Below are 26,988 nucleotides of genomic sequence, written 5' to 3' on the forward strand. Positions count from 1 at the left end.
GCCCCCACGGCAGATTTCAGAAACCGGGTTTCTACGAAGATTTCTCGTGACTCGTCGTAAAATCTCGTAGAAACCCGGTTTCTAGCCCCCACGGCAGATCTCAGAAACCGGGTTTCTACGAATGTTTCTCATTACTAAACGCAAAAATCTCAGAGAAACCCGGTTTCTAGTCACCACCCTCGTCAAGGATAAAACTATCGCTAGCTGTTGTTAGAATTTAAAGGATTTAAATCTTATTGTAAAGGCGGGTTCAGCAATATTAATGATTGTTATTTCAATCGTTAATCCTGGGATGCGACTATCTCAAAACACTTCTTTCCTGCAACTGGACACTGAACATGAAAAGATTATTTTTTTCGGAAGTTAGCAGAAACAAACTGATGAAAAATCCCCGCAAAAATCTGCCTGTAATATTTTTTATATTATCTCTAGCATTTTTCCTGTTTAGTTTGTATAAAGGTTTATTTTTACCTTTTGCTTTATCAACTCCGCCGCCCAGCAGCGAACAACAACCTTTGCAACCCTTCGAGCAAGTTGTCAAAGACGCGCAAAAGTTTGAAGGACTGTTTACCCTTTACCGCAATCTGGCAACTAATAAAGTTTATCTAGAAATTAAACCGCAGCAACTGGATAAAAAGTTTCTGTGTTTCGTCACATTGGCATCAGGTTTAGGGGAAGGGGGAATTTTGAGCGGATTGCCGATCGGCGATTTCTTGTTTCAACTGCGGCGAGTCCAAAATAACGTCGAGTTTGTCATACCGAATATCTATTTTCGCACTCGTCCGGGCGACCCGCAAGCGGGTTCGGTGGAAAGGGCATTTAGCGAGTCGATTCTCTATTCTTTACCACTCAAAAGCCTTCATCCGCAAAGGCAAACTCTGCTGATAGACTTAGGCGATTTGCTGATGAGCGAAAAGCGCGACTTACCGGGGGTTAAAGCGATTTTGCCGGCGATTTTGGGTGCTGCTTACTCGATCGATGAAGACAAATCTTATTTTAAAGATGTGAAAGCGTTTCCGCTGAATGTAGAAATTGCTTCTATTTACGGTTTTTCCAGCGATAATGACAGTGCAGTTAACTATTTACCTTCGATTCCTGACAGTCGGGCTTTTAACCTCCGCATTCACTACAGTTTCTCGGAAGTGCCTCTCAATAACGGCTACCGCCCCAGACTTGCAGACGAGCGAGTCGGCTATTTTCTGACAGCATATAAAGACTTTTCTGACAAGAGCAGTCGGGAGCCTTTTGTGCGCTACATCAATCGCTGGCATTTGCAAAAGCAAATCCCGACGGCGCCGATGTCGCCTCCGGTGCAGCCGATCGTCTTTTGGATTGAAAATAATGTCCCTCTAGAATACCGCAATGCAATTCGCGATGGCATTTTGGAGTGGAACAAATCTTTTGAAAAAGCAGGTTTTACAGAGGCAATTCAGGTCAAACAAATGCCGGACAATGCTAAATGGGATCCGGCTGATGTCCGCTACAATACTATTAGGTGGTCGAGTTCTTTTGAGTCAGATTTTGCCGGACTCGGGCCGTCTCGCACTAACCCGCTAACCGGGGAAATCTTGGATGCTGATATTTTGTTGGATGCTAATATTGTCCGGCTAATCAAACAGGGATATCGGTCTTTGGTAGAACAAAATCGATCGCTAGCAAAGAGTTTTCAAGGCCGAAACGGCTCTAATACCAATCCCTGTCAGTTCGGGATGTATTCTCGCTATTTGCCGATGCTCGAAAATGCAGATTTAGGCAAAAGCAGCGGGGAGAATTCTCCGGGTGGAATTGTTGATGATTTGCCCACTTTGGTGGAAAGATATCAAGAACAAAAGCGATCGCCCTTATCGCGGTTGATGCTGAGTTCGGATATGTGTTTTGGGTTGGAATCGAGCCGGCAATTTGCGATCGGAGCAATGTCGATGTCTCTGCTGGACAATGCAGCGCCTAGCAGTCCGGTGCTGGAGAATTATGTTAATGATTATATCCGAAATTTGACTGCACACGAAGTCGGTCACACTCTTGGTTTGAGGCACAATTTTCACGGCAGTACAATGCTGCAACCGGAGGATTTGAACAATACTCAGGTAGCTCGCGCCCAAGGTATGGTGGCGTCGGTGATGGATTACCTGCCGATTAATTTGGCACCGCAGGGAACTGTACAGGGCGATTATTATCCGACGATTGTAGGGCCTTATGACGATTGGGCGATCGAGTACGGTTACAAAGTTCTTGGTGGCGCCAACCCCAACAGCGACTTACCAGCGCTGCAACAAATTGCCAGTCGCGCGGGGGAACCGCAATTAGCTTATGCGCCGGATGAGGATACTGTTGACAATCTCGATCCCGCTGCAAATGCCTTCGATCTCAGTAACAATATGCTGAGGTACTCGCAATGGCAATTGGATAATGCTAAGGCAATGTGGAAGCGTTTAGAAAAGCGAATTCCGGTTGGGGAAGACGGTTATAACGAACTGCGGGTGATGTTTGATTCGGTGTTCGGGTATTATTTTCAGCAGGTGATGAATGCTACTTTGTACGTCGGCGGACAGTCGTTTAGTCGGATTCGCCCGGGAGATGCGAAGGGAAAATTGCCGTTTGTGCCGATCGAGCTTTCACAACAACGAGAAGCTTTGGCTACACTGGACAAGTACGTATTTGCAAGCGATGCGTTTAGTTTTGCGCCGGATTTGCTAAATAAATTAGCGCCTGCGCGCTGGGAGCACTGGGGAAGTCCGGCTTTGGTGTTTCCTCTAGATTACCCGATCGGCGATCGAATTACTTTTATGCAGCGATTTGTGCTGCGAGTGTTGCTATCTCCAGTGCGGCTGGCGAGACTGCGGGATGCGGAGTTAAAATCAGCCTCGGAAAGCGCTTTGAAATTACCAGAATTGTTCGATACTTTGCAAAACGATATTTGGAAAGAGGTTTTGCAGCCGTCCAAGAAGATGCAAATTTCGACTTTTAGGCGATCGTTGCAGCGAGAACATTTGGCGATTTTAATCGGAATGGTGCTGCGAAAAACCAGTACACCTGAGGATGCGCGGACTCTGGCGTGGTACGAGTTGCGGCAGTTGCGGGAGGGTTTGAGCAAGAGTATTCGGAATTTGGATCGGAGTGCGGATGCTTATACGCGGGCTCATTTGGAGGAAACGCGCGATCGAATTTCTAAGGTTTTGAACGCACAGATTCAGTCAAATTAATATGGGTGTCCAGAAACCGGGTTCGGATATTAGTATTTTTTTGGCAATACAAAGTATCCTACAAATAATTTGCAAATGCTAAACTTCTGTCATTGCAATGATTTGAGCGATCGTTAATACCAATTGAGGAAAAGTTGGAGAAACAATAGTGGCTTCTCCTTGATATCGCAGCGCCTGATATTCACCATCAATTAAGCGGTTGATAGTCACCGTAGACTGTTTTGGAGAGCCAATATACTGAACGCCTCCCAACCCTGCATAATCAACAATCCAATACTCCAGGATTCCTAAAGTTTCATACTCATTCAATTTGATGCGGTAATCATCCCGCCAATTCGTACTAACAACTTCGATCGCCAAGGGAGGTGGAATATAAGCCGCAGCAGAGGCAGAACTTTGACGCATTCTGACCCATTCTTCCTTGGCAAACACCAGAATGTCAGCTTTACGACTCGATTCACTTTCGCCCGGGGCAGCGTTCAATCTGACTTGTTTACTTTGTCGAGGAATGTAGGGAAGGTTCAAGGATTGGCAATGATCCACCAAGAGACGACATAAACCATCGACGACATCCTCATGTTTGGCTGTGGGTTCGCTCAGGGGCAGGGCAACTCCATTGACTAGCTCGAATGATCTGCCGGATTTGTCATCCCAGTTGAGGAATTCCTCGAAGGAAAGGGTTTTTTGGGCGATCGCAACCATTGATATTCACCTTTTGGGTAGGTTGGCTCTCTGTTGTCTGTTTTTAGCTTAACGTGGCTCTTGTAGGGTGCGTTAACGAAGTATACCGTAAACTTTGACACCTCTTCTCGGTGTTACTGTCCGCGTCCTGGTTTGCAATCTACAAAACCTAATGCTTCTGTATCGAGAAAACTGGCGATCGCCATTTCGATCGTCGCTGCGATCGGATATTCAATTTCCGCAGCACGCGCAATTAGAGCCGCTTTAATTCGTTCTGGCAAACGTCCCAAAATAACTTCAGCATCAGCAGGAGAAAGTTGTTCTTGAAGTTTAGCTTGCATGGCATTCACCTATTAGTGTCTAAGCTCTCTTTGGCAACCATTGATTTTAATGATAACAAGACTGGTGTGGGCGATCGGATTTAAGCCTTAGCAGTTGCTCTATTTTTTTAGGGGGAAAAAAGGCTATCTTTTGAGAGCTGACGGGTGCATCTCACTTTGGCAAATTTATACGAGATAATAAGGGTTTCAGACGCCGAGCTTGGTATTTCTGCAAAACTGAGATGCACCCGAGCTGACTCACTATCGCGTCACATTTTTATTCAATGGCATTTCAGCAAAGTGTTCTTGCAAAAATCGATGAATGAACCAATAACGTCCACCAGCTTGCTGAAGAAAGCGACGCTCAGTAGAATAACCTAGGAATTGGGCATAGTTCCAGGGAATTAATTTACTCCCCCATAAAACTAGACGTAGCGAGAAGTGCTGAATGCAAGTTTTACCACCAAAACGCAAACCCAAACATAGTCCTAACAAAGTAGCAAACCAGTGAGGAGGGAAAACCGAGTTGATAAAGCTCTTGCCAACATCTTGAAGAAGATTATTACTTGAAGTATGGAAATATATGGCGATTATTGCTGCACAAAATATAAAAGATACTAAAAATGCGACTATACACCCGAAGAATGACTGTCTAACGCCCTGATTAGGAAAAGTAATTTTTCTAATGGTTTTTTTGGAAAAGAACCCAATAATTGAAGAATATATCAAACCAGAAAAAATTCCTGATGGCAACACATATGGAAAAATAGAAGATAACACAGAAGCAGAAATTTTTGGTGCTGCCTCCGTCCAGACCATTCGGAAAGAATCAGGATAGGTCGAATAGTCAAAACCTTTTCCAAATATTAGTAGTAACAACGGAATTATGACAGTCCCCATGATTCCAAAAGTGATACCTAGGAGCAAACTAATGATTAATAACAAAGCCAAAAATACAATTGGAAATAAAATAATAGCAGCTAAACATATTGGAAAAAATGTAATCCACTCAATATCTTCAATAACTTCAATCAGTTCATGTTCATGCTCATCTTTTACCTCATTATCATTAGTAGTATTAGAAACTTCAGATATTTTAACAGGAATGCCAATAGCAAATGTAACTAAATTAATAAAAGGCAATAAAAAAAATGATGAAACTGCATAGATGACAGCGAAGAAAGCTAAATAGGGAAGCATTTCTAAAAAACTCAAAAAGCTTGAAATAATGTTGAGCCATTCACCTCTCCATATATTTGATATATCTAACCATAGTAAAAATGGATCAGGTGTAATTCCAAACCACTTAAGAAGTAAAGGTGTTGAATATATGCAGTTAAATACAACATAACCCGTCATGATATAATTAGGTTTCACTGGAACCATCTGCATGAGTATCATTGTAAAGACACCAAAATTGAAAGTTGGCTTAATATTTTCATGTATTTGCTGATTACATTCAAATAACAGATTAATTGATATCAATAAAATCATTGAAATGATTATGCTATACATCAACCTGGCTTTTTTATTCAATAGCCATGATGGCTGCATATTCTCGACAAGAAACTCTGTTTTTGAATCTCTCATAAGTTGTTTAGCCAGATAGATCAAATAGCTTTTTAGCATCTTTTTTCTACGCTCTCTGTAAAACTTTTTGTCGAGAAAATTCAGCCATTCTTCGATAATAATTAGCCATTCGTCTATATAATTATGCCGATCGATAGAAGCAATCCATTTTTCTATAAAGTTCTGCTCATGCTCTTTTTTTTTATGAAACCATATAGGTTTTCTCTCAGCTCGTTTCGACATTCTAATGATGTAAGCATCTAGCAAATACCGCAACCGTTCCTTTTCCGTCTCTATTTTCTGCCACTCCTTAAACGATATTTCCTGCGCTGCTATCACATAAATACTAAGCAGAAAAGGAGTCCGAACAAGATCTAGAAGCTTACTGCTTTCCTTCAGCTTTTCCCAAAGCTCCTCATGCCCAACCTCAGTTAGATAAACCTCAATTTGTTGATCGCTCAGACTTTGCAAACTGATTGCTCCATTCAACTGTAACTTAGCATCAAGATTTTCATATGCTTCCTTCCTACAGCACACAACCAAATATTGATGTTCATAATTTCCGATAAATCGATTAATGGCGTTTACACAAGCTTCTTGTTTCGTAACCTCTAACTCATCTAAGCCATCCAGTAAAGGTAATACCCGACCTGCCTTGAGTAGATCTTTACTAACTTGCTTAGGAACTCCACGTGGGACAAACTCGCGAACCATCCAATTATGGATAGACTCATTCCATTGCCATGATGCAAGGCTGAAAAAAACAGGAATGGGATTATTGATATTTTCCTCAGCCCGATCAAGCAAAGTCTCCGCCAGTTTTGACAACTCAGTTGTCTTTCCCGATCCTGCATCGCCCAAAATCAGAAGCTTTCCTGCAATTTCCGAACGATCAAAAACATCAACGATTGAAGTTCCAGATTGAAGAGGCTGAGAAGGCTTAGGTCCAATAATAATCTCGGCATCAAAAGGACAATCGACCTTATCCGGCTGCAATTGCATACCCAAGTCAATCCAAACCGAATCATAAAGACTCCTGCCAAGCCTCTGAACAACTTCTTCACTCGTCTTCAGCAAGAGAATTTCTTCGTTTATTGATCGTTCAGGAAGCTTGTACATCCCCCTTGTCGCGGACTTCCTCGCAAACGTCTTCCACTGCTTATCATTCTGATGAAATTGCCGCTGAAGGTCTTTCAGTTCAGGAAAGAGGCGAAGAATTTCAACTGCCTGAACTGCACCACCACCAAGAGGCATACTCCAATCAAGAGTAAACTTAACAATTCCACAAACCATTCCTGTTTCCTGATTCAGCAATGCTGAACCACTCATTCCAGGTTGGATTTGCCCCAGTTTCAACTTAATATGCTTTTCTCCAGTGATTCCTTCACAATTGACAGTTACTGGACAACCGTCCGGATGGTCTTTTTCGGGATGGGGGTAACCGAATAAATATAAACGGTCACTGGAGGCGAAGTTATGACTCAAACGAACACAAGGTAATTTACCCTTTTTAGGATGATTAAATTTTAGCAATGCTAGGTCATAGGGGTTTGGAAAACTCTTTACAACTTCTGCCTCAGCAAAAGTTACTTGTTCTTGCCAACGCACTTGTACTTGTGTTCCAATCTCTGCTGCTTGGTTCGCATTCCCAGACACCACATGATTACAGGTCAAAATCAGCCCCGGAGCAACAAAAAAGCCTGTTCCCCATCCATAAATGTTTGCCACAGAGAGCTTTACAGTACACTGCTGCAATAACTGTTCTAGAGATTTATCCATCGCTTAGCTCTTAGCTGTGGGTGGCTGTTCCCACTCCAATGTGATTTCCAAATTTGCTTTTCCAGAACCCTTTACAATCACAGCCGCCAACTGTCCGGATTCCATTGCAAGCTCTATCCCAAACTTAATCGTTGCCTTTTGGGGCTTTACCTTTTGGATAGGAATCGCTACCGCTTGTACAATGCCTTCGATTGCCTCACTGATCTCTATCAGTGGCTTGACACTAAAACCAACATCTTGTCTACCACCAATCCGAGCAATTTCTATTTTGGCGGTTGCTCCATTGGGTAATAAAACCGGAATTTGGACTGTCTGTTCTGGGCGAATGGGAGTAGGATCACTGAATGACATAATTTTGGAAGAGGTTTAGAGTTTCTAGCTTTTATTTATTTTGACTTAAATATAAATGCACATTTCCTAACTATACATTTAGGGTTTCCAAAAGTCAATCTCTAGTTACCTGTAATCTCGACAACACTTTCCCCAGAACGTAAAAGCTTGATCGCATTGGGTAATGCTGCTGTCAGAATTTCCTTGAGACAGATGACTCGAATCCGCATTCCCCGGATGCAGGGACGACCGCCACATTGTCTTGGGTTCACCGTGATTCTGTCAAACAGATAAGCAACGGATGCTGGCATTGGTTAAAATTGTTTGAAACCTTTGTCTCTAGCTTACTTCATTTATCGCCCCAAACTCACACCGCGATATAATTCTGCGATCGCTATGCTGTAATAGAGATTAGTCCCTTCAAACTTCGATAGTTTATGACCACAGCAGTATCTATTGACATTGGTACGCTCATTGCACGCACTCCCGGATTGCACGGTGGATGTCCTCACATCCTCGGTAAAGGCGTTACCGTTCGCCGGATTGTCACCTGGTACAAGCGAGGATTGAATGCTGAAGAGATTTGCGATCGCATTTCTCATCTCACCCTCGCCGAAGTCTACGCCGCACTCACCTACTATCATGCCAACACCGCAGAAATTGAAACTGATTTGAGCCATCAAGCAGCAGAAGCCAAGCGTCTAGAAGCTTTGTACACCAACTTTGGTAAAGAAGCATGAGTGAAATTAAGATTTACCTAGATGAAGATTCCCAAGATCAGTCTCTTCTACGGGCATTACGATCGCGTCAAGTTGATGTAACCACCGTCAATGAAACTCAAACAGAAGGATTAATCGACGAAGAACAACTTCGGCTAGCTACCACTCAAAACAGAGTGCTGTACAGTCACAATATTGGAGACTTCTGTCAGTTACATACTGAGTTTCTGATCGGAGAGGAATCTCATGCTGGCATTGCGCTGATATCGCAAGACTATTCTGTTGGTGAGCAAGTCAGAGCCATTATGGAACTAACTGCTAATAAGACAGCAGAGGAAATGGTGAACCAGTTAGAGTTTTTGGGTAAATACTTGAAAAATAGCTAAATCAAGAAAGCTGACAATATTGCTGTGCCACCTCGACAAAGTGCATCAACTAAGTTGCGATCGTTAGCATGAGCTCTTGAGGATTCAACAGTTGACGTTTGGAGGCATTGAGAAATTCGATGCTAACTGGTTCATCATTTTCGTCATAACTGACAATCACGCCTCCAGGTTCAGAGATAGCATTGGCTGGAAACGCATCACGGAAGATAAAAATCAGAATGTCTGCTTCTGCATCGTATTTAACTTTCATCGGTATTCTCCTGCCAATATCGCTTAACTTGATTTGTCCAGTACAGAGTTAAGATTCGTCTGGTTTTGCCAATTTCAACAAAGGGTACTCTAAGAAGACCGTTGCCTCGTTTAATTTGAGCCACCAAGACATCATCTTCCACGATAATCTGTTGAGGATTGGTTAGGGCCGCCTCAACCTCTTCCCTGGTAATTTTCAATCGCTCTTCCCATTGTAGCTGACGTTCCTGGGCGTGTTTTGTCCAAACAATTTGCATATCTCCTCATACTCCCGATTCCTCTGTAGCTTCCATTTGGAATTTTGCATTTTGCATTTTTAATTATAACGCCTTGCACTCTGCTGCCAACGGAATGCCCAACTCCGTGAGTAGTGGAAAGTTTTCATTTTCAATTTCAGCAATGTCTTCGGGAGAATCGTCCTCATTCGGGAATAATTCAGCTTCCAAAAATTCCCATATCTTGTATCTTTCAGCAACTCCCAGTGACGAAATAGCTTCCAGCAGTGATTGAAATGAGATATCTACTTTCACGGCATTCTCAGTCATCAAAACTTTCCTCCACTTTTAATTTTATATTTAGCATATTTCTTCAAAACTTTCAAATTTGAAACCTTTGTCTATAGTTTACTTCATTTATCGATCGAAACTCACACCGCGATATAATTCTGCGATCGCAACTTCAAGCTCAATACTCTGTAACATCACGATATCGCCCGCACCATAAACCACCGTTTCCCAACGTTCCCCAGTCCCGTCTTTCACCCGACGGCGACACTCTACTCGCATCTCATCCTGCGAGATTAAAACATACTCTTCCAAGGACTCCAACTGTTGATAATCCTCAAACTTATCAGTGCGATCAAACTTTTTAGTCGAAGGAGACAGCACCTCAGCAATCAACTTAGGATAGCGCTTCACATAGCGATCGCTCCGATCGCGCGGATCGCACGTCACAAAGGCATCGGGATAATAGAAAAACTCATCCGCATAATTCACCTTCACATTACCCGATCGCACAGAGCAACAACTATCTCGAACCTTTTGGCGCAAAAGTTCAATTAGATTCAACGACAGTTCATCATGATCGTCGCTACCTCCCGCCATTGCGTAGACTAAGCCGCGCTGATATTCATGGCGGACTGTATTGTCATGTTCCAGGGAAAGATACTCTTCGGGGCTAAATCCAGAGGGGATGGCAATCATAGTATTGCAGGCAAATTTAATAGCTTAATTGTAGCGATTTTCGAGCGTTCTTTTTTTACCGCAGATCAAAGCAAATAAACGCTGATGAACGCAGATGGGAGAATGACTACTGTTATTTTACCATAAACAAAACCCGCAAGATGCGGGCTTCATTTTAATAATGGCAATTTAACTTATTACTACATCACCACGGCACTAATTAAAGTGTGCACATTGTGAACAACAGCAGTAGTAAAGTTGTGAGTCGCAGGTAAACTATCAACTACGATTCCAGCGCACAATAGCATCAGATACAGAATAGAGTATTTAAAGAGCGATCGCGCAACCTTCTTATCTTCTGGAGTCTGCAACAGCAACCAAGCCTTTTGGGCAAAAATCGCACCGAGGAAAATCGCAGTACCGGCATACACTGGCCCCGCTAAATTCAACGGATACACCAGCAGCAAAGTTGCAGGAAGCATCAATAACGTGTAAATCCAAATTTGGCGCGCTGTCTCTTCGTCGCCCTCAATTACTGGCAACATCGGTACCCCTACTCCCTCGTATTCGTCGCGAATCATCATTGCTAATGCCCAAAAATGCGGCGGTGTCCACAGGAAGATAATCCCAAACAGCAGCCACGCACCCCAACTCAAATCTCCCGTCACCGCAGCCCACCCAACTAGCGGGGGAATCGCCCCTGCTGCACCCCCGATGACGATGTTTTGGACGCTGTGGCGCTTCAGCCAGTGAGTGTAAATTAGGACGTAGAAAACGATGCCGGACATTGCTAGCAAGGCGGCTAATAAGTTGGCGACAACTGTCAGTAATGTAAAGGAGATTGTCGCTAGGGCGATCGCAAATATCAAAGCATCCCGTTTCTTGACACGCCCGGAAGGAATCGGCCGCCACCGCGTGCGCTCCATGATATAGTCAATGTCGCTGTCGTAGACGCAATTAATCGTATTCGCCGACGCGGAAGCTAAAGCGCCTCCGGTAATAGTTGATACCAGTAATAGCGGATCGACTTCTCCTTTGGCGGCCATCCACATTCCGGCTGATGTGGTGATTAGCAGCAGTAAAATAATTCTCGGTTTTGTAAGTTGGTAGTAACTTTTCACCACTTGCGAAAAGTTTTCGTGGAGGCGAGGGCTATTGTTTGTAAGAACTTCTTGCATCGGTTATTAATTGTTAGTTGTTACTTGTTAGTTGTCAGTTGTCATTGCTTCGTAGATACAAGGGGCGGGTTTACAAGAGATATTTGTTGTAGGTGAAAAGATTGATAAACCCGCCCCCACCGAGGGATAAATCAGGCACCTGTTGCTCAAGGAATAGATAAATCTGCCTTGTCTATCATGTCCGGTTGATTCATGCTTGTATGGGCGGGGCGGGTTTATGAAACTGTTGGCTTTTATCGAGAATAATGGTGAACCCGCCCCTACAAGATTTTGCATCATAGAACAACGATGCTACCGGACACGATCTGACTTTCAAGCTGATAAAACCCGATCGCGCCACGACAAAACACTAAAAGCTAGCAGGGTTCCCAGCAATGCTGCGCCGACTGCTTGGTGGGCGACTGTCAGCGGTTCTACCTGAAGGTGCAGCCGGAAAGTTGCCAATCCCAAAACTAATTGAGCAATCAGACAAAGACTCGCTAAATTCCCTAATTTTCGCAAGTTTGAATGGAGTGCTGGTTGCCGCCAAGCCATGACTGCTACTGCTAAAGTTGCTGCGGTAGCTGGTACGATGCCGGCGATGTGGCTGTTCATTACCGAACACAATTCTGAGGAACCAAAACATTGATGCAGCGCCCATCTAGAGCCGACTAATGCTCCTAGCAGACTTTGGAGATAAACTAGCAGTGCTGCGATCGAACTTACCCATGCTAATTTGCCTGTATTGCCTGTAGCTTCGTAAGGAGTCAGCATAAAACCGATCGCTAGCAGGGCGCAAAAAAACAGTAAAGCCGTTCCCAAGTGAGCGGTAACGATGTCAAATCGCAGCAGTTGCGTCACGGTGAGGCCGCCCAATATGCCTTGAAAAACTATTAAAAATACTGCGCCGGCGCTGGCGAGGGGCAGCCAAGTCGGCAGGCGGCTGCGGTAGAAGACAGAAAGTGCTAAAAGGGCGATCGCGCTTAAGCCAATTGCTGCTGCATCCAAACGGTGAAACCACTCCAGAAATACCTGCAAATTCATTTGCGCTGCGGGTATTAATTGACCGTAGCACAGCGGCCAGTCCGGGCAAGCGAGCCCCGCATTCATGACGCGCGTGGCGCTGCCTACTGCCATTAACAGCCAGGTTGCGATCGCAATTTTCCACACTAGGCCGCGGATAATATCTTTTGGCTGCCACTGCACTCCTGCTGCTGCGTTTGGCCCCTTTAAAACTGAGTTTGCCATGAACTTTACCTTAGCCTTTGTTATCGATCGAGCTTAATTAAATATTGCGGTTTTGCTTGGGCTGAGCTTAGCCGAGCTTAACACTCTTTTTCTCTAAGAAACCGTCATCTTTACTACCTTAGCGACACTTTTATGCAATTAGTTTGTCTTTAGATTTTTTTCAACTTTCCTGTTTATATTACAAAAGATTTCAGGATTTTTGCTAAACTTCAAAAAACTTTAATCTTTCAGCACCATCCGTGATGGTTGACAACTCCCGCACTGTCGGGTTTTTGTTAAAAAATAAAGATATAATTAAGAAATAGCTTGTTAATAAAAAAGTGTGATATCCAGCATTCAAAAGTGTTTAGCTCCTCACACTTTTTGAAAGTCACAGTGGATACAGCAGAAAACCCTCAGCCTGGTTTTTGGTATTTTTCGATGGATTCTGGTTAAATAATCATAGCCGTTGGCGATCGCACGGACAAGGCCTCATCACCTTAGTTTTTTTACTATTTCGGCTGGCTGCAACCTCTGTATTTTCGTCCATCAAACCCCGTTGCTCGGTACCCGTGCCTCTATGACTATCTAAGATTATTAAAAAAATGTCAAAATATAATTAGATTGGTTTTTCTGCCTCCTGCCTCTTCCCTCTTCCTTCCCTCTTCCTTCTTTTTACCCGATCGCGTAACCGTTATAGCCGTTATAGCCTTCTTCCCTCTTCCCTCTTCCTTCTTCCTGATGACTAATAACGTTCGCGAGCGGGGACGCTCGCACTAATAACGTTCGCGAGCGGGGACGCTCGCACTAATAACGTTCGCGAGCGGGGACGCTCGCACTAATTCGCGAGCGGGGACGCTCGCACTAATAACGTTCGCGAGCGGGGACGCTCGCACTAATGACTGAATCTAAAACTTAAAATCTAAAATTGTGCAGCCATGTCCCAAAAAAACGAAACCGCTGTTTTGGTATTATCACTCCTAATTACGATCGGGCTAGCCGGTGCAGGTATTTGGTGGCTGACAAGCCGCGGCGGCATTCCTGGAGGTTTATCACCCGAAAATCAGACGTTTTCTAAGCCCCCGACGGGGAATTCATCGCAGTCAGAGCAGCAAATTCAGCAGCGTCTGAGTGCCGGAAAAAAACTGTTAATTTCTGAAAAAGCAACAACAACTAAAGAATCAGCAGTAGAGGCGATCGCATCTGGCAAATACAACGCGGCTATTTCAGACTTACAAGCTTCACTGCAAACCAATCGCAACGATCCCGAAGCACTAATTTACCTCAACAACGCCCGTATCGGCAATCAAAAATCCTACACAATTGCCGCAGCGGTTCCCATTGGCACCGATATCAATGCTGCTCAAGAAATTCTGCGGGGAGTCGCTCAAGCTCAAAATGAAATCAACCAAAAGGGCGGCATTAACGGGACTCCCTTAAAAGTGCTAATTGCTAACGACGACAACAACCCAGAGATTGCCTCGCAAATTGCCAGTGCGATCGCCAATAACTCAGAAATTTTAGGAGTAATCGGGCATTTTGGTTCGGACACCACCCTAGCAGCGAGCAAGATTTACCAGCAAAATCAATTAGTAGCAATTTCTCCGACAAGTACCTCTGTGCAGCTTTCAGGAGTTGGCAGCAATATATTTCGGACAGTTCCGAGCGATCGATTTGCGGCGAATGCTCTTTCCCGCTATATGCTGACAAAATTGCCAAAGCAAAAAGTTGCTATATTTTTTAATTCTGCCAGCAGTTACAGCAAATCTTTAAAAGATGAATTTACTACTGCTGTTTACGGAGATGGCGGACAAATCGTATCGGAATTTGACTTTGCTAAGGGGAATTTTAATGCTGCCGAAAGCGTTAAAAGTGCGATCGCCCAGGGAGCAGAAGTCATGATGTTAGCGTCCAATTCGGCGACTATCGACCAAGCTTTGCAAGTAGTGCAAGTCAACGCCAAACGGCTGCCATTACTAGCAGGAGACGGCGCTTATAGTGCTAAAACACTGCAAATTGGTGGCGCAGGAGCCACAGATATGGTGTTAGCAGTTCCTTGGCACATTCTCGCAGATCCGCAGTCAAACTTTCCCCAAACCTCGAAACAACTTTGGAATGCTGAAGTCAGTTGGCGCACAGCTTTAGCTTACGATGCGGCGATCGCGCTAATTGTCGGATTAGGGCGCAATCCGACTCGCACAGGCATTCAACAAGCTTTATCTGCGTCAGATTTTTCGGCAACAGGAGCATCGGGGCCGATTCGCTTTTTACCTTCGGGCGATCGCAATCGAGCAGTTCAATTAGTAATTGTTAAACCGGGAAATCGCACCAGTTACGGTTATGAATTTGTGCCGATATCCGGTTTATGAGATCTTTACCTTTTATGAATAGGCCGGAAAGCCTGTTTCATAATAAAAGAAATGGGGTTGTTTTGGTCTTTCTTCAAAGAGGATTGACAACAAGAATACCTTTACCAGGGCCTTCGTAAATTTCAACTCTAGAGACTTGTCCACTACCGGCATAAAATGTAACTCCGGCGAGCGAGCGAGATGGCATTGATTGCCAAACACCGTCTTCTGAAGACACCACATTAGTTATGAATCCATCCTCCCAGGTAATTGTAATTTGGGTGAGACTCTGCTTGACTGAGCAGCCGATTGTTTGTGCCTGTCGTTGATTTTGTCCGTAAAAACTACATACACCTTTATAATTTTTAGTGGAGCTACTTGTCTGGGCTTGAGCAACGATACCGAAAGTAGTGACAGATGCCAGGAGTAAATTTGTCACTAAAACCGCTTTACAAAACAAAGACGAGTTGAGTTTCATAGGTTCGCAAAATTTTACAAATATAACTAGATTTATGTTATCAAAACATTTATATTCTGTCAATCAATTTTGACTGTGGAAAAATAATAGATAGGATATCTGAATGTCTTTTTTAGACAATTGATCGGAATAGGAACACGGCAATGCCGTGTCCTGATTTATGGTAATATTAATTCCCATGCTACCGGATTTGATATGAGTTTTAAACTTGGGAAACTGCGATCGCCCTAACCGGCCTGTTTCTCTCAAAAATAGCCCTCGGTTTCAAAGCAATTCTCAACAACAGCCACAGCGAATGCCATTCTCCGGGCGTTTCCTGGCGCTTCCACTGGCCGGGGCGACAGTACAGCATTTCGATCAAACAGCGGTGTTGGCTCATGTTTAGGCGATCGAACGCAATTCGCACAGTCGGAAATTCCGCAACACTACACCCTGCTGCATCCCGAAAATTCGACTCCAAGTGAGATTTCTCGCTAACCAACTCAATCTTAGCCACAGGAATCAAACATTTCTCTTCCATAATTTCCAGAGTCGCCGAGTCGCAATCAATCAAACAGTTGCCAAAACGAGCTTCGGTGTCCAACTCCATCACAGGCGGCGCTACGGATATCCTCGCTTTGACTGCTACGCTGCGAGCTATCGCTCTGATTTTACCCTGCGATAAACTTGTCTCAGCGGCATATTTGGGTAACATCTCTGCTGCGGTAAAACTCTGTTTGCTCCCTTTACCTTTGACCGCAAAACTCGGCCGTTCAGTCAGAGCAACTTCAGCGCCACTTTCTGAAATTACAGTAGTTATTCCCCAAAAACTTTGACCGCCCACATTCAACTGCACCACCCTGTGCAAATTGAACCATTCGTATATATCCGGCTTAGGAATATCCACCAAAATTAGCAGCGCAATTCCCAGCATCAGCAGGTTGTAAGCGCTCCAAATCCAGCCCGCACTCACACCTTTTAACGAATCAGCACTTGCTGATATTCCCTGCCAACTGCCCATATTTTTAACTAAATGAATGTTTAAATTATGGAACAAACCGAATGCTGTAGCTGCGAACAATAAAATCAAAGGCCATCCCAAATTCCAGTTAAAACTAAAGCGATCGGTCGCAATTCCTTTTGGCGTCACATTAAACCCTTTCTGAAAGGGATTGAGCATGGCACTCACCACCGTCACCGCCAAAGGAATACACTGGACGAACGAGTAAACATCTGATAGCAAAGCCGATCGCGATTTGCGGTTCAGCCAAGAAAACACAGTAACTTGCACCAAATAGTAAGGCAGGAAAAAGTAGACCAATTCCCGCGCATTTGTCCGCAAAGGAAGTACCCCAAGAAACGCATAAGCTAAAGGCATCAACAGAAACACAATCCTGCTTAAACTGGTAAACCAGTGCAGCAATCCTTCCAGGTGACACAGCCTTTGTACGAATCTGAGACCGCGAATCGTTAAAGGATTGGAATCAATAAAAAATGCCTGAAGGGTGCCTCGCGCCCAGCGCAATCTTTGAGTTAGATGGGCTTCTATATTTTCAGCCGCCAAACCAGCACTCAATTTTTCATCTAAGTAAACTAAACGATACCCGGTGGCTGACAACCGAATTCCGGTAAAATAATCTTCGCAGATTGAATTTGTGACAAAGCCTCCCACTGTTTGTAGCGCGCTGCGCCTCATTACAAAAGACGTGCCAGCACAAACTACGCTATCTGCACTATCTTTGATGATTTCAATTTGCCTGTAAAATACTTCTTCTTCTGGCACCAGCACATTTTCTAAACCTAAATTTCGGGCAATGGGATCGTGGTTGTAAAAGCTTTGCGGTGTTTGCACGAGGGCGATTTCTGGATTTTGAAAAAAGCCAACTGTTCTTGTTAAAAAGTTTTTAGTGGGAATGAAGTCGGCATCAAAAACTACAATGAGTTCTCCATTTGTTAGGCTTGTGGCGTGGTTGATGTTACCAGCTTTGGCGTGACTGTTATCTGGTCTAGTTATATACTTGCATCCCAGTTCTTTGGCTAGCAATTGGATTTCAGGGCGCTTTGTATCGTCAAGCAAATATACTTGTTTGTTAGGATAATCTAAAGCTTGACAGCCGATGACTGTGCGCCTCAAAATAAAAATTGGTTCGTTGTAAGTTGGGATGAAAATGTCTGCGGACGGGGCAAAGTTTCCCTCTGCAACTGCAACAGCCATGCGATCGGCTTCTCGATGCCTGTCTTTCATACTCAGCATTAAATACATTTGAATGCTGCTGCTGACAACCATCAGCATTTCTAGGAAAAACAGTCCCAAACTAAAGATACCGTTGAGGGGATCGCTTAAATTTAGGGTAACTAGCGATCGCCACAAAACGTAGCGAATGGTTAAAGCCAAAACTATGCCAACTACCACAGCCCGCGACCATTTCTGTGGTTGAGGCGAAATTTTAATGGTAGCTAAAGCAACCGAGACGAGGGCGAAAGTCGGCACTAACAAATACATCTTGCTCGCAGCAGGTACTTGCAGCCACACAGGCGGGTTTTGCTGCCAAGTATTGATTGTGGCAAAAATACCGCTGACTGTACCTTCACCGCTAAACCAGGCTGCGGCGATCGCACCTGCGAAAGCAACTACCCCCAACACGACTAGCGTTGCCATCTGTACGTGCGAAATCCACCTAAAAAAGCGGCGTTTCAAGTCTTGAAGGTCACATCTTGAATTTCTCATAAAATTTGCAATTCCCGATCGTATCTGCAACTGTCAAGGTTTCCTGCTGTTCACTTTTTAATCCCGTTGAAAATTCCGACACACCCCACTGACGATATTTACATTTTTTAACATTCTGACAATTTTTTGACACTCCCCGCCGTAAAACGGACGGGGATTCTTAAGAAAATCAAGCCTCAGTAGACTTTCATTCGTAACGGCTGGGCTCTCGCAGCCTCTAGACAGTCCGGTAAAACCATTCTGCTTACTTTTACGTCCGATATTGGCCGCGCCTTGTGCGTCAGCATTAATCAAATGTCCTTCTTTACTCCGATACAATCCACGCTTAACTCGCTTACCCGAAAACTGGTAAGTAGCTGGCCGATCGGCATTGTAGAGGGGCAACTCATCGCCATCCAACAAACTGGATTTAGATGTGTAAGATTCTTCCTGCTCCTTGTATTTCAACCCATATCGCTCACAGAGAGTTCTAAGTTTATTTCTCAGGGTATAAAAGGGAATCTGGACAAAGTTTTGATTGGTGCGACGACCAAGATTGATATCTTGCTTCATCCCAAGGTTGAATCCGACAATCAAGCATTCAATTTTAGTATTAACGCAATGGTCGATTATGAGTCTTGCAGCTTTATTCAGGTAATCCCTGATTTGGTTGCTACGATTGATATACAGCCGAGCCTGACGCTCGGTCAGTTTTTCTATCTTCTGTCGATCTTTGATAGATTGCAGTCTAGCATTTTCCTTGTTGAACCACTGGTTAATAGATTTAAGTTTGCGACCATCCACAATAAAGGATGCCCCATTGGTGTCAACACAAGTTGCCAGATTGTCCAATCCAAGATCGATCGCCAGAGAACTACCAGCAATCCTTTCGGAGGGTTCATTTGCCCTTTTAGAGATATACTCAACCTCGAAGAATCGAGCATCGTATTTAGGGTGAATCCGAACCTCTTTGAGCTGAGCGGGGTCGAGTCGTTGTGGAAAGTTAATTACTATATCTCCAAATTCCTTTTTAAAAGCATAGGACATCGGTACTTTAAACTTTCCATCTTTGACTTTAATCCGAGGGATTATTAACACGAAATACCCATCTTTGGGCTGGTAGTGAGGAAGTCTTACCTTCTGTTGATAAGTGCCAGATTTAACCGCATTAATCAGTCCAAAAAAGCTGTTAAAGGTTCGATCTACCACCTTCAATGTTTGCTGTGCAATGTCTGTATTGAGGGCTTGGTAGTTCTCATTCTCTTTGCACAGATCGCACAGCCGACTCATAGCGCAAGTGTTTACGTTCTTCAAAAAAGTATTGGCGAACGGTGTAAAGACCCACATTGTAGAGGTTCTTACTCAGCCTGCACAACTCTCTGAGCGCCAAGAATTCGGCTTTGTCAAGGTCGCGTAGTTGGTTTTTCTGAGTAGAGTACATAAACATTGCTTTCGCTGATATCACCATTATATAGCGAAAGTTAACCAACAACAAGTTATTTTTGCCATGCATAGATTTATTGCTCATTCGTCGCTCACCTCTCCCTACCGATACCTAACGATTGTCGGTTTCGGTTGGGGTGAGACTCCTCACTCGCCTCCTATCCCTCCCCGCGCTAAAAGCGACGGGGTTTCTCGGAGGTTCCGATGATAGTTCATACCATTTTTCTAAAGATCCGATAGAGATCGAACACGACAAGACATTGTAATTTATACACTTTCCCTGTTTGCCAAAGTCTGTCATAACTTTAAAAAAGCTCAGCAATATCCAGTCCAGGCAAAGTATAGCAAGAGCTTCTTGAGATTGTGTGCGATCGCACAACTACAAACCTGGTTGGATTTTCGGAATGCACGTGCTCATAAAATTCTGCGGACTAAAGTTCACACTACAAACGTGCCTCCCTATAAACCAATACTGTTCACTTAAGACAGATCGCCCCTAACCCCCGTTAAAAAAGGGGAGTAGGGGGTGGGACAAGAATGCTCTCAAAGTCAACCCCTACTCCCCTTTTTAAGGGGGATGCGAGGGGGATCTCCGGCGCATAAATAGTGTTAAGTAAACCGTATTGCCCTATAAACCAAATTTTTTGCCCCATTTCTGATGGTTTTTCCTGTTTACTGCCAGCCTTCTTCGACTTTTTGCAGTTATTTCAACCAAAAAATATCATGTCTACAAATCAAATAGGATTGCTATCGTTTGAGATAGCAATCCCTAGGGGCTAATAATTAGACGAATGTGACATCTAACTAAAGGTAGATTGATTTTATATTAATTTAAAAAATTACCGCGATCGCAGCCTAAAAAACTAGCCGTCAAAAACTAATCAGAAATTTCTAATTGCGAGATTGCATAGCGGGCGACAGCCAAACCAACTCTCGCCTGTTCTATTTCCGACAATTGGGCCCAAGGTCTTCTAGTCTCCATCACCACTTCCACTGCGGACGAATCAGCCTCTCGCATCGCATAAGCCAAAGGACGCGCCAACACCTGCAAATCTTCCTCAGCCCACTGAGGCAAAATATCTAACACGCACTCAACCATTTGGTCAGCTAAAGATTGATACTTAACAGTTGCGTTTTGGACGCTTTGAGCGATGCAGGCTAGAAAATCTTGAGGAACCCGAGCAAATTTTTCGCGCAAAGACTTTTGTAGAGAAGTCGCCAGCCAAATTTGTTCTAGTTGTCCGAATAAAACTTGCGACTTCTCCGCTATATCGCTGTCGCTGAAGGAATCAAACAGGGCAAATTCTTGCTCTAGATCGGTTAAATAAGATTCTGATTCAAGCTGTGCGGGATTCCAAGGATAAGCAACATCAGTCTGAACTATTGTGGTGAGAAGTTCCATCTGCGCCTGAGTTTGTGAGTCGCGAAAATATTGAGAATCAGGAGATTGGGTAGCCATGATGTAATACCTAAGTAGTTCAAGTAAAATACAGAAGGTGGACTCTGCCAAGTGCTAGTTGCCAGTGGTGAGTAACTGTTTTAACTTCAGACTTGAGACACGGGCGTCGAGAACTTTGGTGTCCCGATCGCCGATTGCCTTCATTAGCTACACCCGCACCTTAATTAGTTCCGCAATCAGTCTCACTGTAGCCCGAAGTTTTTGGAACCTCAATAGTGAACTCAAAAATCTGACCTTGAGAACTGCCAAATTTTAGCTGAGTACCCGATTGCAGCAGCAGTTCTTGGTGGTGAACTCTCACCCATCCGTCTGTACCCAAAACTAGAGTCCCGTAGCGGGAAAAATCGCGCAGGAAGTAGCTAGGTTCGCCCCCGCGATCGCCGATGCTGTTGCGACAGAAAATCTCCGCGTGTTTTTGAGAAACCCACTGTTCTCGAATCACTACGTCGTTTTCTTCCCAGCGTCCGACTCGAACCATACCAGCAGTAATGGGCCAAACCTGATTGCCAGATTCGCTAGATTTGACATTTGGTCGATCGCGCCCCCGCAAGTAAGCACAAGACGGCAAACGTCCCAGCCAAGTAGAAGAATTCAAAGGCAATTCAGTTTTCAGGTCATCTACCGGTTCAGTCAGTTGACCGTCAAACTCTGGGTGCATATACAGTACGGGCAACGTCCAAGCCGGTTGATTGAACTTGTACAGTGTCAGTAGCTGCTGTCTGGCGACGGCGACGGCGCGATCGATCGACATTCGTCCTGCCAAAGCTTGGGCAAAAGTTTGGATAAAACTCAGGGCCTCGCGATCGGCGATCGAGTCCCGCATCCCCAACACCGCCGGCACCCCGTGATGGATCAGCACCTCAGCCAAACTGCTGCGGGCGATCGCCTGTTGCTGGCCGTTATTTGAATGCAGCCTTTCCACCGCCGGCTGAGCTCCCCAGCAGGCATTAAACACCGCCAGCGTCACGCGGCATCGAACCAAAACCTGAGCCAATTCAGTACCGTTAATCGCCGTGTCCGGCCCCAAAAACAGTAAGCCACCGTCAGGGCCAGGTATCCCGTGGCCGGCGTAAAACAGAATGTTATAAGCTTGAGTTTCCAGCCGAGAAATTAGTTCCGCCGGAGTAGGTTCGATCAGAGTATCGACGCGAGTCGGAACGCTGATGTCGAAATATTTACCGCTGTCGTCGGTTTGAAAAGCATTTTCCAGAACCCCAGCTAGGGCGACTGCTTCTGCTTCCAACTGCAAATGACGATTATTGCCCCTGGAAAATTCAGAATTAGCACCGCGGCCAGGTTCTGCTTGTCCCAAAACGAGCAAAATGCTGAGGGAATCGGCAGGACGCAGGGGCGGTAAAGGCTCAACATTGCTGGTAGTGCGGCTGAAAAGCAGTTGCTGCGACAGAGAAATAGCCGGTTGACCGGCTTGAGGCTGCATAATTTCCCAAGGTAGGGCAATCAAATACGGTTCGCGCAAGTCTATGCGGACTCGCAGGGGTAGATTTTGCCCGATCGCGATACCTTTACTTTCCTGGAGACTGCCCTGAATCGGCCCTTCAAACAGCCACTGCCAAAGATCGATCCCCAAATGCTGCATCAGGCGACTGCTGTAGCTAGGAGGTGGCGGTAGCGGATTCTGCTCGCCCCTCTCCACCAACCCCCCTTGACTGAGGTGGAGCGGCACAGAGCGGATAATAGGAGGGATTTGTAGGGATTGAGCAGTTCGTTTTTCAGTTTCTGTCAGTAGATTCTGGTTGTTTTCCGGCGAGACGAAACTGCCATCAGGATTTAGGGGCAATTCGTGAATTGTCCCTGACGGGGAAAACATTTCCTGCCAAGCTTTCCAAGATTGGGACAGGGCCAGCGGCCACATACAGTCGTGGTGAACGTACCCGCTGGGATAGGGAGCTTGTAGAACCCAAGTGGCAAAATGGTTTGCCCCAGCGGTTCTCAGGCGAGCGATCGCTATACTGAGGCAAGGACTTTCAGGGCGCGCCATTCACAACTACCGAATCTGGATATAGGGATTGATCGAGTTTCTCTATTAGTAGTTTATCGGGTTTGGGGTGTGATCGAGTGGGCGACATTGCTTTTTCATTCAGTTGACAGTTGACAGTTGACTGTTTGAGGGCGACCTCTACCTGGAAGTCCGAGGATTGGAGTAATCAATAGCCTTCTTTTAATTTCTCCCTACAAGGGTTCCGGCTTTAAACCAATTCTTTCAGGTAAATTTTTAATCTTATCTACCGCCCAAAAATTTATCTAAATTCGGTACATCCACCCAAGTTCCCGTAGCATTTGACTCCTGGGTCAAATCCATCAACAACTGCGAGTAAACTCCTTCTTTGAGCGACGGTATCAAAGATTTCCCCGCATCAATTGCTTCAACCCACCTGTCTACTACTCGAATAAACGGTGCAATTCTCCCGTCTGGATAAACTTGAGGAAACTCCAATCTCTGAGGAATCTTAATTTCAGCTAAAGGTTCTCCAGCTTGGGAACCCCACAAGCGAAATCCGTGGACGTAATCCTGCTGATTGTCGCTTCCCAAAACCAAAGTACCCTGACTGCCGTAAATTTCGACCCAATGTCCCCGCCCTTGATAAGTAACCGAACTCAAACAAACTTGACAAGGCGTTCCCCCGGCCAATTCCAACATCAACGTACAAGAATCATCGGCATCAACAGGTTTTAAATTTCCCGAATCGTTCGGATCGGGCCGCGCCGAAATTCCTGTAATCAATTGCCCAGAAAGCCTCTGCACGGGGCCGAACAGCCAGCTAATATAATCAAAAACGTGGGAACCTGTCGCGCCCAAAACTCCGCCGCCTCGCTCTTTTTGTGCGTACCAATTCCAAGGGCGAGTAGCATCAGCGCGGCCGGGCACCAACCAATCAATTTTAATTAAACGCTTTTCTCCTACATATCCTGCTGCTAATAATTCTGCTAGCATTTGCCATGCGGGAATGAACCTAAACTCAAAGTCCATGGTGGCAATTGCTTGGGTTTGAGATTCGCGATTCGCTAATCGGTAAAGTTCCCGGGCTTCATTAGCTGTCAGGGCTGTCGGTTTTTCTAATAATAAATGTTTGCCTGCTTCTAGGACTGTTTTTGCCATTTCAAAATGCAAAAATGGCGGCGTGGAAATGCTGACGCCCGCTACTTCTGGGATCGCTACTATATCTGCGATCGAGTTGCAAGCGTAGGGGATGTTGTGGGCGGTGGCGATCGCCTGAGATGAGTCTAAATTTCGGTGATAGACAGCCACAACCTCTGTCCGGTGGTGGGTCTCGAATCCGGGCAGGTGCACTTTTTGACCGAAACCTGTACCGACTACTGCAACGCCAATTTTTGACATGATTTAATAATTGGGGATTGGGATTGGGGATTCAGTCTTTGATTGAGAAGTCAACCGCAGATTGAAGGCAGATTAACGCAGATAATTTTAAGATAGGAAAGCTTCGGAGTGCAATGTTTTCTGCTCCTAGACAAGCTGGCCCAGATATGAACTTCTGACAATATTGTTGAATACACTGAGTTTTTTGTGATTTTGTTAAAAAATTTGTCCTAAAAAAGTAGCTATTACCTATTGATTTTTTGGGACGATCGGGATATTATTATTTAATAATGGGAGTGGTGACTTAAATTTAAATTTTGTCACCACTCCCATTATTACATGATACCTCTTCAAATTCTCAAAGTCAAGCTTTTTACCCTAAAAAAAAGGCGATTTTTTTTGTTATTTTTCAAAAAAAATAATTGACCGATGAGTAATTCTGGGTTATTAGATTTTAGCGTCTAGTTCCTACCTGCGAGACAGTCCATTCAATTACTTGTTTGCCCAAACTCACCTCATCAAACAAATCGATTTCTCTGATTCCTGTAGGGCTGGTGACATTAACTTCGGTGAGATAACCGCCAATGATATCAATGCCGACAAAGTACAGTCCGTCTCGTTGCAGCACAGGTGCTAACTGAGCGCAAATTTGATGTTCGCGATCGGTAATTTCTGTTTTTGCGACTCGGCCACCGACAGCCATGTTGCCTCGGAATTCATTGCCGGTGGGAATGCGATTGACTGCGCCGATGGGCTTGCCGTTCAAGAGGATGATTCGTTTATCTCCGTCTTTTGCTTCGGGCAGATAAGTCTGCACCATCACTGGAATTTTGCCTTGTTGAGTGCTAATTTCAACCATGGAGTTGAGATTGCGATCGCCCGGTTCCAAGAACAAAATCCCCTCGCCAGCTTTGCCTCCCAATGGTTTAAGAACTGCCGCTCCCTTTTTCTCCACAAATTGGCGAATTACCTGCTTGTTTTGAGAAACAATTGTTTCGGGGATCGCTCCCTCAAATTGCAAAGCATACATCTTTTCATTAGCCGCTCGCAATCCTTTGGGACTGTTAACTACCAAAGTTTTAGCGGGATCGATGCCGTCTAGAAGATAAGTCGTGTAAAGGTAGGGAACGTTGACTGGGGGGTCTGTCCGCATAAATACTGCGTCCATTGCTTCGAGTGGGCCCAATGCAGGCTGTTCCACCTGATACCAAGCCTCAGCCGCCTCCCAGCGCCCTTCTACTTGTTTGACTGGGGTGAGGGCTACTCTAGTCAACATTGCCCAGGTTTTGCCGCCGATGATGCTTAATTCGTTGGCTTGAGTCGCCCACACTTCGTGACCCAATTCTTGAGCTGCCTCCATCAGCGCTACGCTGGTATCATGTCCTGGAATTAGTCGATCGAGCGGATCGATGATGAATGCAAATTTCATGGTCAGTTACAATTAAAAATTGGTCGAATGAAAATTTAGGCAAATTCAAAATGCAACGGGAAATGCCTTATTTTGCTAGCAACGGATCTAGTAGGCCTTGAGCATCTAGTGCGTGCATTTCGTCGCAGCCGCCTATGTGTTGGTCGTTAATGAATATCTGGGGGAGGCTGCGGCCTCCGTTGGCTCGATCGGTCATGCGATCGCGTGCTGCTCCATCTCCGTCGATCGCGTACTCTGTAAATTCAACCCCTTTTTGCTTCAGCAGTGCTTTAGCACGAATGCAAAACGGGCAGGTTCTCCAAGTGTAAATTTCTACTTTAGGTGTCATCGGACGCTCACACAATAACAATATTTTTTATTGTAATCTTAACAATACTTCGGACAGTTTTTTAACGGCCGTGTAAGCCGAGAGCGAGTAAGCCCTGCCATTTTTTACGCATTTTCTGAAACTTAGGGCTGAACTTAAACATTGAAAAAATAGTCCAGCATATAGTCAGTAAGGGTTTCGGAGGCTCGACTAGATATAAAACTGTCCGAAGTATTGCTTAACTAATCTTATTTTAATTTTTATATATAGCAACCCCGCCCGACGGTTGCGAACTTTTCGCGTTGTACTTCCCCATGGGATCTCTTGCTTTTGACTTCAGGGCGTTCGAGCGCTAAACTCTTCTTCCTTCTGCTCCAAGTGCACCCTGCAAGCTTTCAACAGTTGACCTGGGACAGTTGACAGTTGACCGCTTGACAGTTTAAGAGCGACCTCTACTTAGAAGGAAGAGGATTGGAGTAATGAATAGTCTGATTTTCATTTCTCCCGATCGGGGTTACGGCTTTCAACCAATTATTTCTGGTAAGGTAATTATCTATAGCTGGTAAAAGTATAGTCATCTATTACATGACATGGGAGGCTTCAAGTCCCTCCCCTTTCGCTTTCACTTCGAGCGGATTGACCCGCCTCGGCTGAGCTACGCCCACGACGTATCCCATCGCTGAAGGCATTTGGGATTGCTTTT

General features: G+C 44.8%; 23 protein-coding genes. 4 read left to right on the top strand and 19 right to left on the bottom strand.

Going from position 1 to position 26,988, the window contains the following annotated elements:
* The first annotated feature begins 380 nt into the window (after nt 1–380).
* Nucleotides 381–3,200, top strand: coding sequence for a zinc-dependent metalloprotease (locus tag JGK22_RS29715; RefSeq protein ID WP_293314335.1), 2,820 nt, complete (start codon nt 381–383; stop codon nt 3,198–3,200).
* A gap of 78 nt (nt 3,201–3,278) precedes the next feature.
* On the opposite strand, the gene JGK22_RS29720 is transcribed toward JGK22_RS29715, so the two are convergent.
* The 5 genes from JGK22_RS29720 to JGK22_RS29740 all read right to left on the bottom strand — a co-directional run bounded on the left by JGK22_RS29720 (nt 3,279) and on the right by JGK22_RS29740 (nt 8,190).
* Nucleotides 3,279–3,902, bottom strand: a complete 624-nt coding sequence (locus JGK22_RS29720) for a Uma2 family endonuclease (protein WP_293314337.1) — start codon at nt 3,900–3,902, stop codon at nt 3,279–3,281.
* Nucleotides 3,903–4,015: 113 nt separating this feature from the next.
* Nucleotides 4,016–4,222 (bottom strand): hypothetical protein, encoded by a 207-nt coding sequence (locus JGK22_RS29725; RefSeq protein ID WP_293314339.1) that lies wholly within the window; start codon nt 4,220–4,222, stop codon nt 4,016–4,018.
* A 240-nt stretch (nt 4,223–4,462) separates the two neighbouring features.
* The gene (locus tag JGK22_RS29730) at nt 4,463–7,549 is read right to left on the bottom strand and encodes a serine protease (RefSeq protein ID WP_293314341.1); all 3,087 of its coding nucleotides are present in this window, start codon (nt 7,547–7,549) and stop codon (nt 4,463–4,465) included.
* A gap of 3 nt (nt 7,550–7,552) precedes the next feature.
* Nucleotides 7,553–7,900, bottom strand: a complete 348-nt coding sequence (locus JGK22_RS29735; RefSeq protein WP_293314343.1) for a CU044_2847 family protein — start codon at nt 7,898–7,900, stop codon at nt 7,553–7,555.
* A gap of 101 nt (nt 7,901–8,001) precedes the next feature.
* Nucleotides 8,002–8,190, bottom strand: a complete 189-nt coding sequence (locus JGK22_RS29740; RefSeq protein ID WP_293314345.1) for a DUF433 domain-containing protein — start codon at nt 8,188–8,190, stop codon at nt 8,002–8,004.
* Between the two features lie 126 nt (nt 8,191–8,316).
* On the opposite strand from JGK22_RS29740, the gene JGK22_RS29745 reads away from it, so the two are divergent.
* Together JGK22_RS29745 and JGK22_RS29750 are read left to right on the top strand one after the other, a co-directional pair.
* Entirely contained in the window at nt 8,317–8,619 is a 303-nt protein-coding gene (locus JGK22_RS29745) for a DUF433 domain-containing protein (RefSeq protein WP_293208074.1), read from the top strand.
* Complete coding sequence (locus JGK22_RS29750; protein WP_293185863.1) at nt 8,616–8,984, top strand: DUF5615 family PIN-like protein; 369 nt, start codon at nt 8,616–8,618, stop codon at nt 8,982–8,984. Before JGK22_RS29745 ends, JGK22_RS29750 begins: the two co-directional genes overlap by 4 nt.
* 49 nt (nt 8,985–9,033) lie before the next feature.
* Here JGK22_RS29750 and JGK22_RS29755 read toward each other — a convergent pair whose 3' ends face one another.
* From JGK22_RS29755 to JGK22_RS29780, 6 genes are all read right to left on the bottom strand, one after another.
* The gene (locus JGK22_RS29755) at nt 9,034–9,234 is read right to left on the bottom strand and encodes a DUF2283 domain-containing protein (protein ID WP_293185861.1); all 201 of its coding nucleotides are present in this window, start codon (nt 9,232–9,234) and stop codon (nt 9,034–9,036) included.
* A complete protein-coding gene (locus JGK22_RS29760) occupies nt 9,224–9,490 on the bottom strand; it encodes a DUF4258 domain-containing protein (protein ID WP_265235442.1) in 267 nt (88 codons plus the stop codon). Before JGK22_RS29760 ends, JGK22_RS29755 begins: the two co-directional genes overlap by 11 nt.
* Before the next feature lie 63 nt (nt 9,491–9,553).
* Nucleotides 9,554–9,778, bottom strand: a complete 225-nt coding sequence (locus JGK22_RS29765) for a hypothetical protein (protein ID WP_293185859.1) — start codon at nt 9,776–9,778, stop codon at nt 9,554–9,556.
* Between the two features lie 87 nt (nt 9,779–9,865).
* Nucleotides 9,866–10,435, bottom strand: coding sequence for a Uma2 family endonuclease (locus JGK22_RS29770; RefSeq protein WP_293208077.1), 570 nt, complete (start codon nt 10,433–10,435; stop codon nt 9,866–9,868).
* A 179-nt stretch (nt 10,436–10,614) separates the two neighbouring features.
* Complete coding sequence (locus JGK22_RS29775; protein WP_293185855.1) at nt 10,615–11,592, bottom strand: heme o synthase; 978 nt, start codon at nt 11,590–11,592, stop codon at nt 10,615–10,617.
* A gap of 312 nt (nt 11,593–11,904) precedes the next feature.
* Nucleotides 11,905–12,819 (bottom strand): heme A synthase, encoded by a 915-nt coding sequence (locus tag JGK22_RS29780; RefSeq protein WP_293193298.1) that lies wholly within the window; start codon nt 12,817–12,819, stop codon nt 11,905–11,907.
* A gap of 917 nt (nt 12,820–13,736) precedes the next feature.
* Here JGK22_RS29780 and JGK22_RS29785 point away from each other — a divergent pair.
* Nucleotides 13,737–15,167 (top strand): ABC transporter substrate-binding protein, encoded by a 1,431-nt coding sequence (locus tag JGK22_RS29785; RefSeq protein WP_293198645.1) that lies wholly within the window; start codon nt 13,737–13,739, stop codon nt 15,165–15,167.
* A 73-nt stretch (nt 15,168–15,240) separates the two neighbouring features.
* On the opposite strand, the gene JGK22_RS29790 is transcribed toward JGK22_RS29785, so the two are convergent.
* The 8 genes from JGK22_RS29790 to grxC all read right to left on the bottom strand — a co-directional run bounded on the left by JGK22_RS29790 (nt 15,241) and on the right by grxC (nt 26,306).
* Nucleotides 15,241–15,585: a hypothetical protein gene (locus tag JGK22_RS29790; protein WP_293185849.1), complete on the bottom strand. Its 345-nt coding sequence runs from the start codon at nt 15,583–15,585 to the stop codon at nt 15,241–15,243.
* Nucleotides 15,586–15,826: 241 nt separating this feature from the next.
* Complete coding sequence (locus JGK22_RS29795) at nt 15,827–18,331, bottom strand: cellulose synthase catalytic subunit (protein ID WP_293185848.1); 2,505 nt, start codon at nt 18,329–18,331, stop codon at nt 15,827–15,829.
* A 57-nt stretch (nt 18,332–18,388) separates the two neighbouring features.
* Nucleotides 18,389–19,624, bottom strand: coding sequence for a transposase (locus JGK22_RS29800; RefSeq protein WP_293214023.1), 1,236 nt, complete (start codon nt 19,622–19,624; stop codon nt 18,389–18,391).
* Nucleotides 19,625–20,630: 1,006 nt separating this feature from the next.
* The gene (locus JGK22_RS29805; protein WP_293147937.1) at nt 20,631–21,212 is read right to left on the bottom strand and encodes a hypothetical protein; all 582 of its coding nucleotides are present in this window, start codon (nt 21,210–21,212) and stop codon (nt 20,631–20,633) included.
* A gap of 160 nt (nt 21,213–21,372) precedes the next feature.
* On the bottom strand, nt 21,373–23,211 hold the full coding sequence (locus JGK22_RS29810) for a CHAT domain-containing protein (RefSeq protein WP_293185844.1): 1,839 nt from the start codon (nt 23,209–23,211) through the stop codon (nt 21,373–21,375).
* A 240-nt stretch (nt 23,212–23,451) separates the two neighbouring features.
* Complete coding sequence (locus tag JGK22_RS29815; protein ID WP_293185842.1) at nt 23,452–24,570, bottom strand: Gfo/Idh/MocA family oxidoreductase; 1,119 nt, start codon at nt 24,568–24,570, stop codon at nt 23,452–23,454.
* Between the two features lie 433 nt (nt 24,571–25,003).
* Nucleotides 25,004–25,978, bottom strand: a complete 975-nt coding sequence (gene gshB, locus JGK22_RS29820) for a glutathione synthase (protein WP_293185840.1) — start codon at nt 25,976–25,978, stop codon at nt 25,004–25,006.
* Nucleotides 25,979–26,045: 67 nt separating this feature from the next.
* Nucleotides 26,046–26,306: a glutaredoxin 3 gene (grxC, locus tag JGK22_RS29825; RefSeq protein ID WP_293185839.1), complete on the bottom strand. Its 261-nt coding sequence runs from the start codon at nt 26,304–26,306 to the stop codon at nt 26,046–26,048.
* Nucleotides 26,307–26,988 lie beyond the last annotated feature (682 nt).

Origin of the sequence: Microcoleus sp. PH2017_08_TRC_O_A, from assembly GCF_020738665.1 — a bacterium.
Taxonomy (GTDB): domain Bacteria; phylum Cyanobacteriota; class Cyanobacteriia; order Cyanobacteriales; family Microcoleaceae; genus Microcoleus.

What these genes read in the sequence shown, in the direction of transcription:
- JGK22_RS29750 (WP_293185863.1), top strand. Translation starts at nt 8,616, where the DNA reads ATGAGTGAAATTAAGATTTACCTAGATGAAGATTCCCAAGATCAGTCT.
- JGK22_RS29725 (WP_293314339.1), bottom strand. Translation starts at nt 4,222, where the DNA reads ATGCAAGCTAAACTTCAAGAACAACTTTCTCCTGCTGATGCTGAAGTT.
- JGK22_RS29755 (WP_293185861.1), bottom strand. Translation starts at nt 9,234, where the DNA reads ATGAAAGTTAAATACGATGCAGAAGCAGACATTCTGATTTTTATCTTC.
- gshB (WP_293185840.1), bottom strand. Translation starts at nt 25,978, where the DNA reads ATGAAATTTGCATTCATCATCGATCCGCTCGATCGACTAATTCCAGGA.
- JGK22_RS29735 (WP_293314343.1), bottom strand. Translation starts at nt 7,900, where the DNA reads ATGTCATTCAGTGATCCTACTCCCATTCGCCCAGAACAGACAGTCCAA.
- JGK22_RS29730 (WP_293314341.1), bottom strand. Translation starts at nt 7,549, where the DNA reads ATGGATAAATCTCTAGAACAGTTATTGCAGCAGTGTACTGTAAAGCTC.
- JGK22_RS29765 (WP_293185859.1), bottom strand. Translation starts at nt 9,778, where the DNA reads ATGACTGAGAATGCCGTGAAAGTAGATATCTCATTTCAATCACTGCTG.
- JGK22_RS29815 (WP_293185842.1), bottom strand. Translation starts at nt 24,570, where the DNA reads ATGTCAAAAATTGGCGTTGCAGTAGTCGGTACAGGTTTCGGTCAAAAA.
- JGK22_RS29740 (WP_293314345.1), bottom strand. Translation starts at nt 8,190, where the DNA reads ATGCCAGCATCCGTTGCTTATCTGTTTGACAGAATCACGGTGAACCCA.
- JGK22_RS29760 (WP_265235442.1), bottom strand. Translation starts at nt 9,490, where the DNA reads ATGCAAATTGTTTGGACAAAACACGCCCAGGAACGTCAGCTACAATGG.
- JGK22_RS29770 (WP_293208077.1), bottom strand. Translation starts at nt 10,435, where the DNA reads ATGATTGCCATCCCCTCTGGATTTAGCCCCGAAGAGTATCTTTCCCTG.
- JGK22_RS29720 (WP_293314337.1), bottom strand. Translation starts at nt 3,902, where the DNA reads ATGGTTGCGATCGCCCAAAAAACCCTTTCCTTCGAGGAATTCCTCAAC.
- JGK22_RS29795 (WP_293185848.1), bottom strand. Translation starts at nt 18,331, where the DNA reads ATGAGAAATTCAAGATGTGACCTTCAAGACTTGAAACGCCGCTTTTTT.
- JGK22_RS29785 (WP_293198645.1), top strand. Translation starts at nt 13,737, where the DNA reads ATGTCCCAAAAAAACGAAACCGCTGTTTTGGTATTATCACTCCTAATT.
- JGK22_RS29805 (WP_293147937.1), bottom strand. Translation starts at nt 21,212, where the DNA reads ATGGCTACCCAATCTCCTGATTCTCAATATTTTCGCGACTCACAAACT.
- JGK22_RS29810 (WP_293185844.1), bottom strand. Translation starts at nt 23,211, where the DNA reads ATGGCGCGCCCTGAAAGTCCTTGCCTCAGTATAGCGATCGCTCGCCTG.
- JGK22_RS29780 (WP_293193298.1), bottom strand. Translation starts at nt 12,819, where the DNA reads ATGGCAAACTCAGTTTTAAAGGGGCCAAACGCAGCAGCAGGAGTGCAG.
- JGK22_RS29775 (WP_293185855.1), bottom strand. Translation starts at nt 11,592, where the DNA reads ATGCAAGAAGTTCTTACAAACAATAGCCCTCGCCTCCACGAAAACTTT.
- grxC (WP_293185839.1), bottom strand. Translation starts at nt 26,306, where the DNA reads ATGACACCTAAAGTAGAAATTTACACTTGGAGAACCTGCCCGTTTTGC.
- JGK22_RS29745 (WP_293208074.1), top strand. Translation starts at nt 8,317, where the DNA reads ATGACCACAGCAGTATCTATTGACATTGGTACGCTCATTGCACGCACT.
- JGK22_RS29715 (WP_293314335.1), top strand. Translation starts at nt 381, where the DNA reads ATGAAAAATCCCCGCAAAAATCTGCCTGTAATATTTTTTATATTATCT.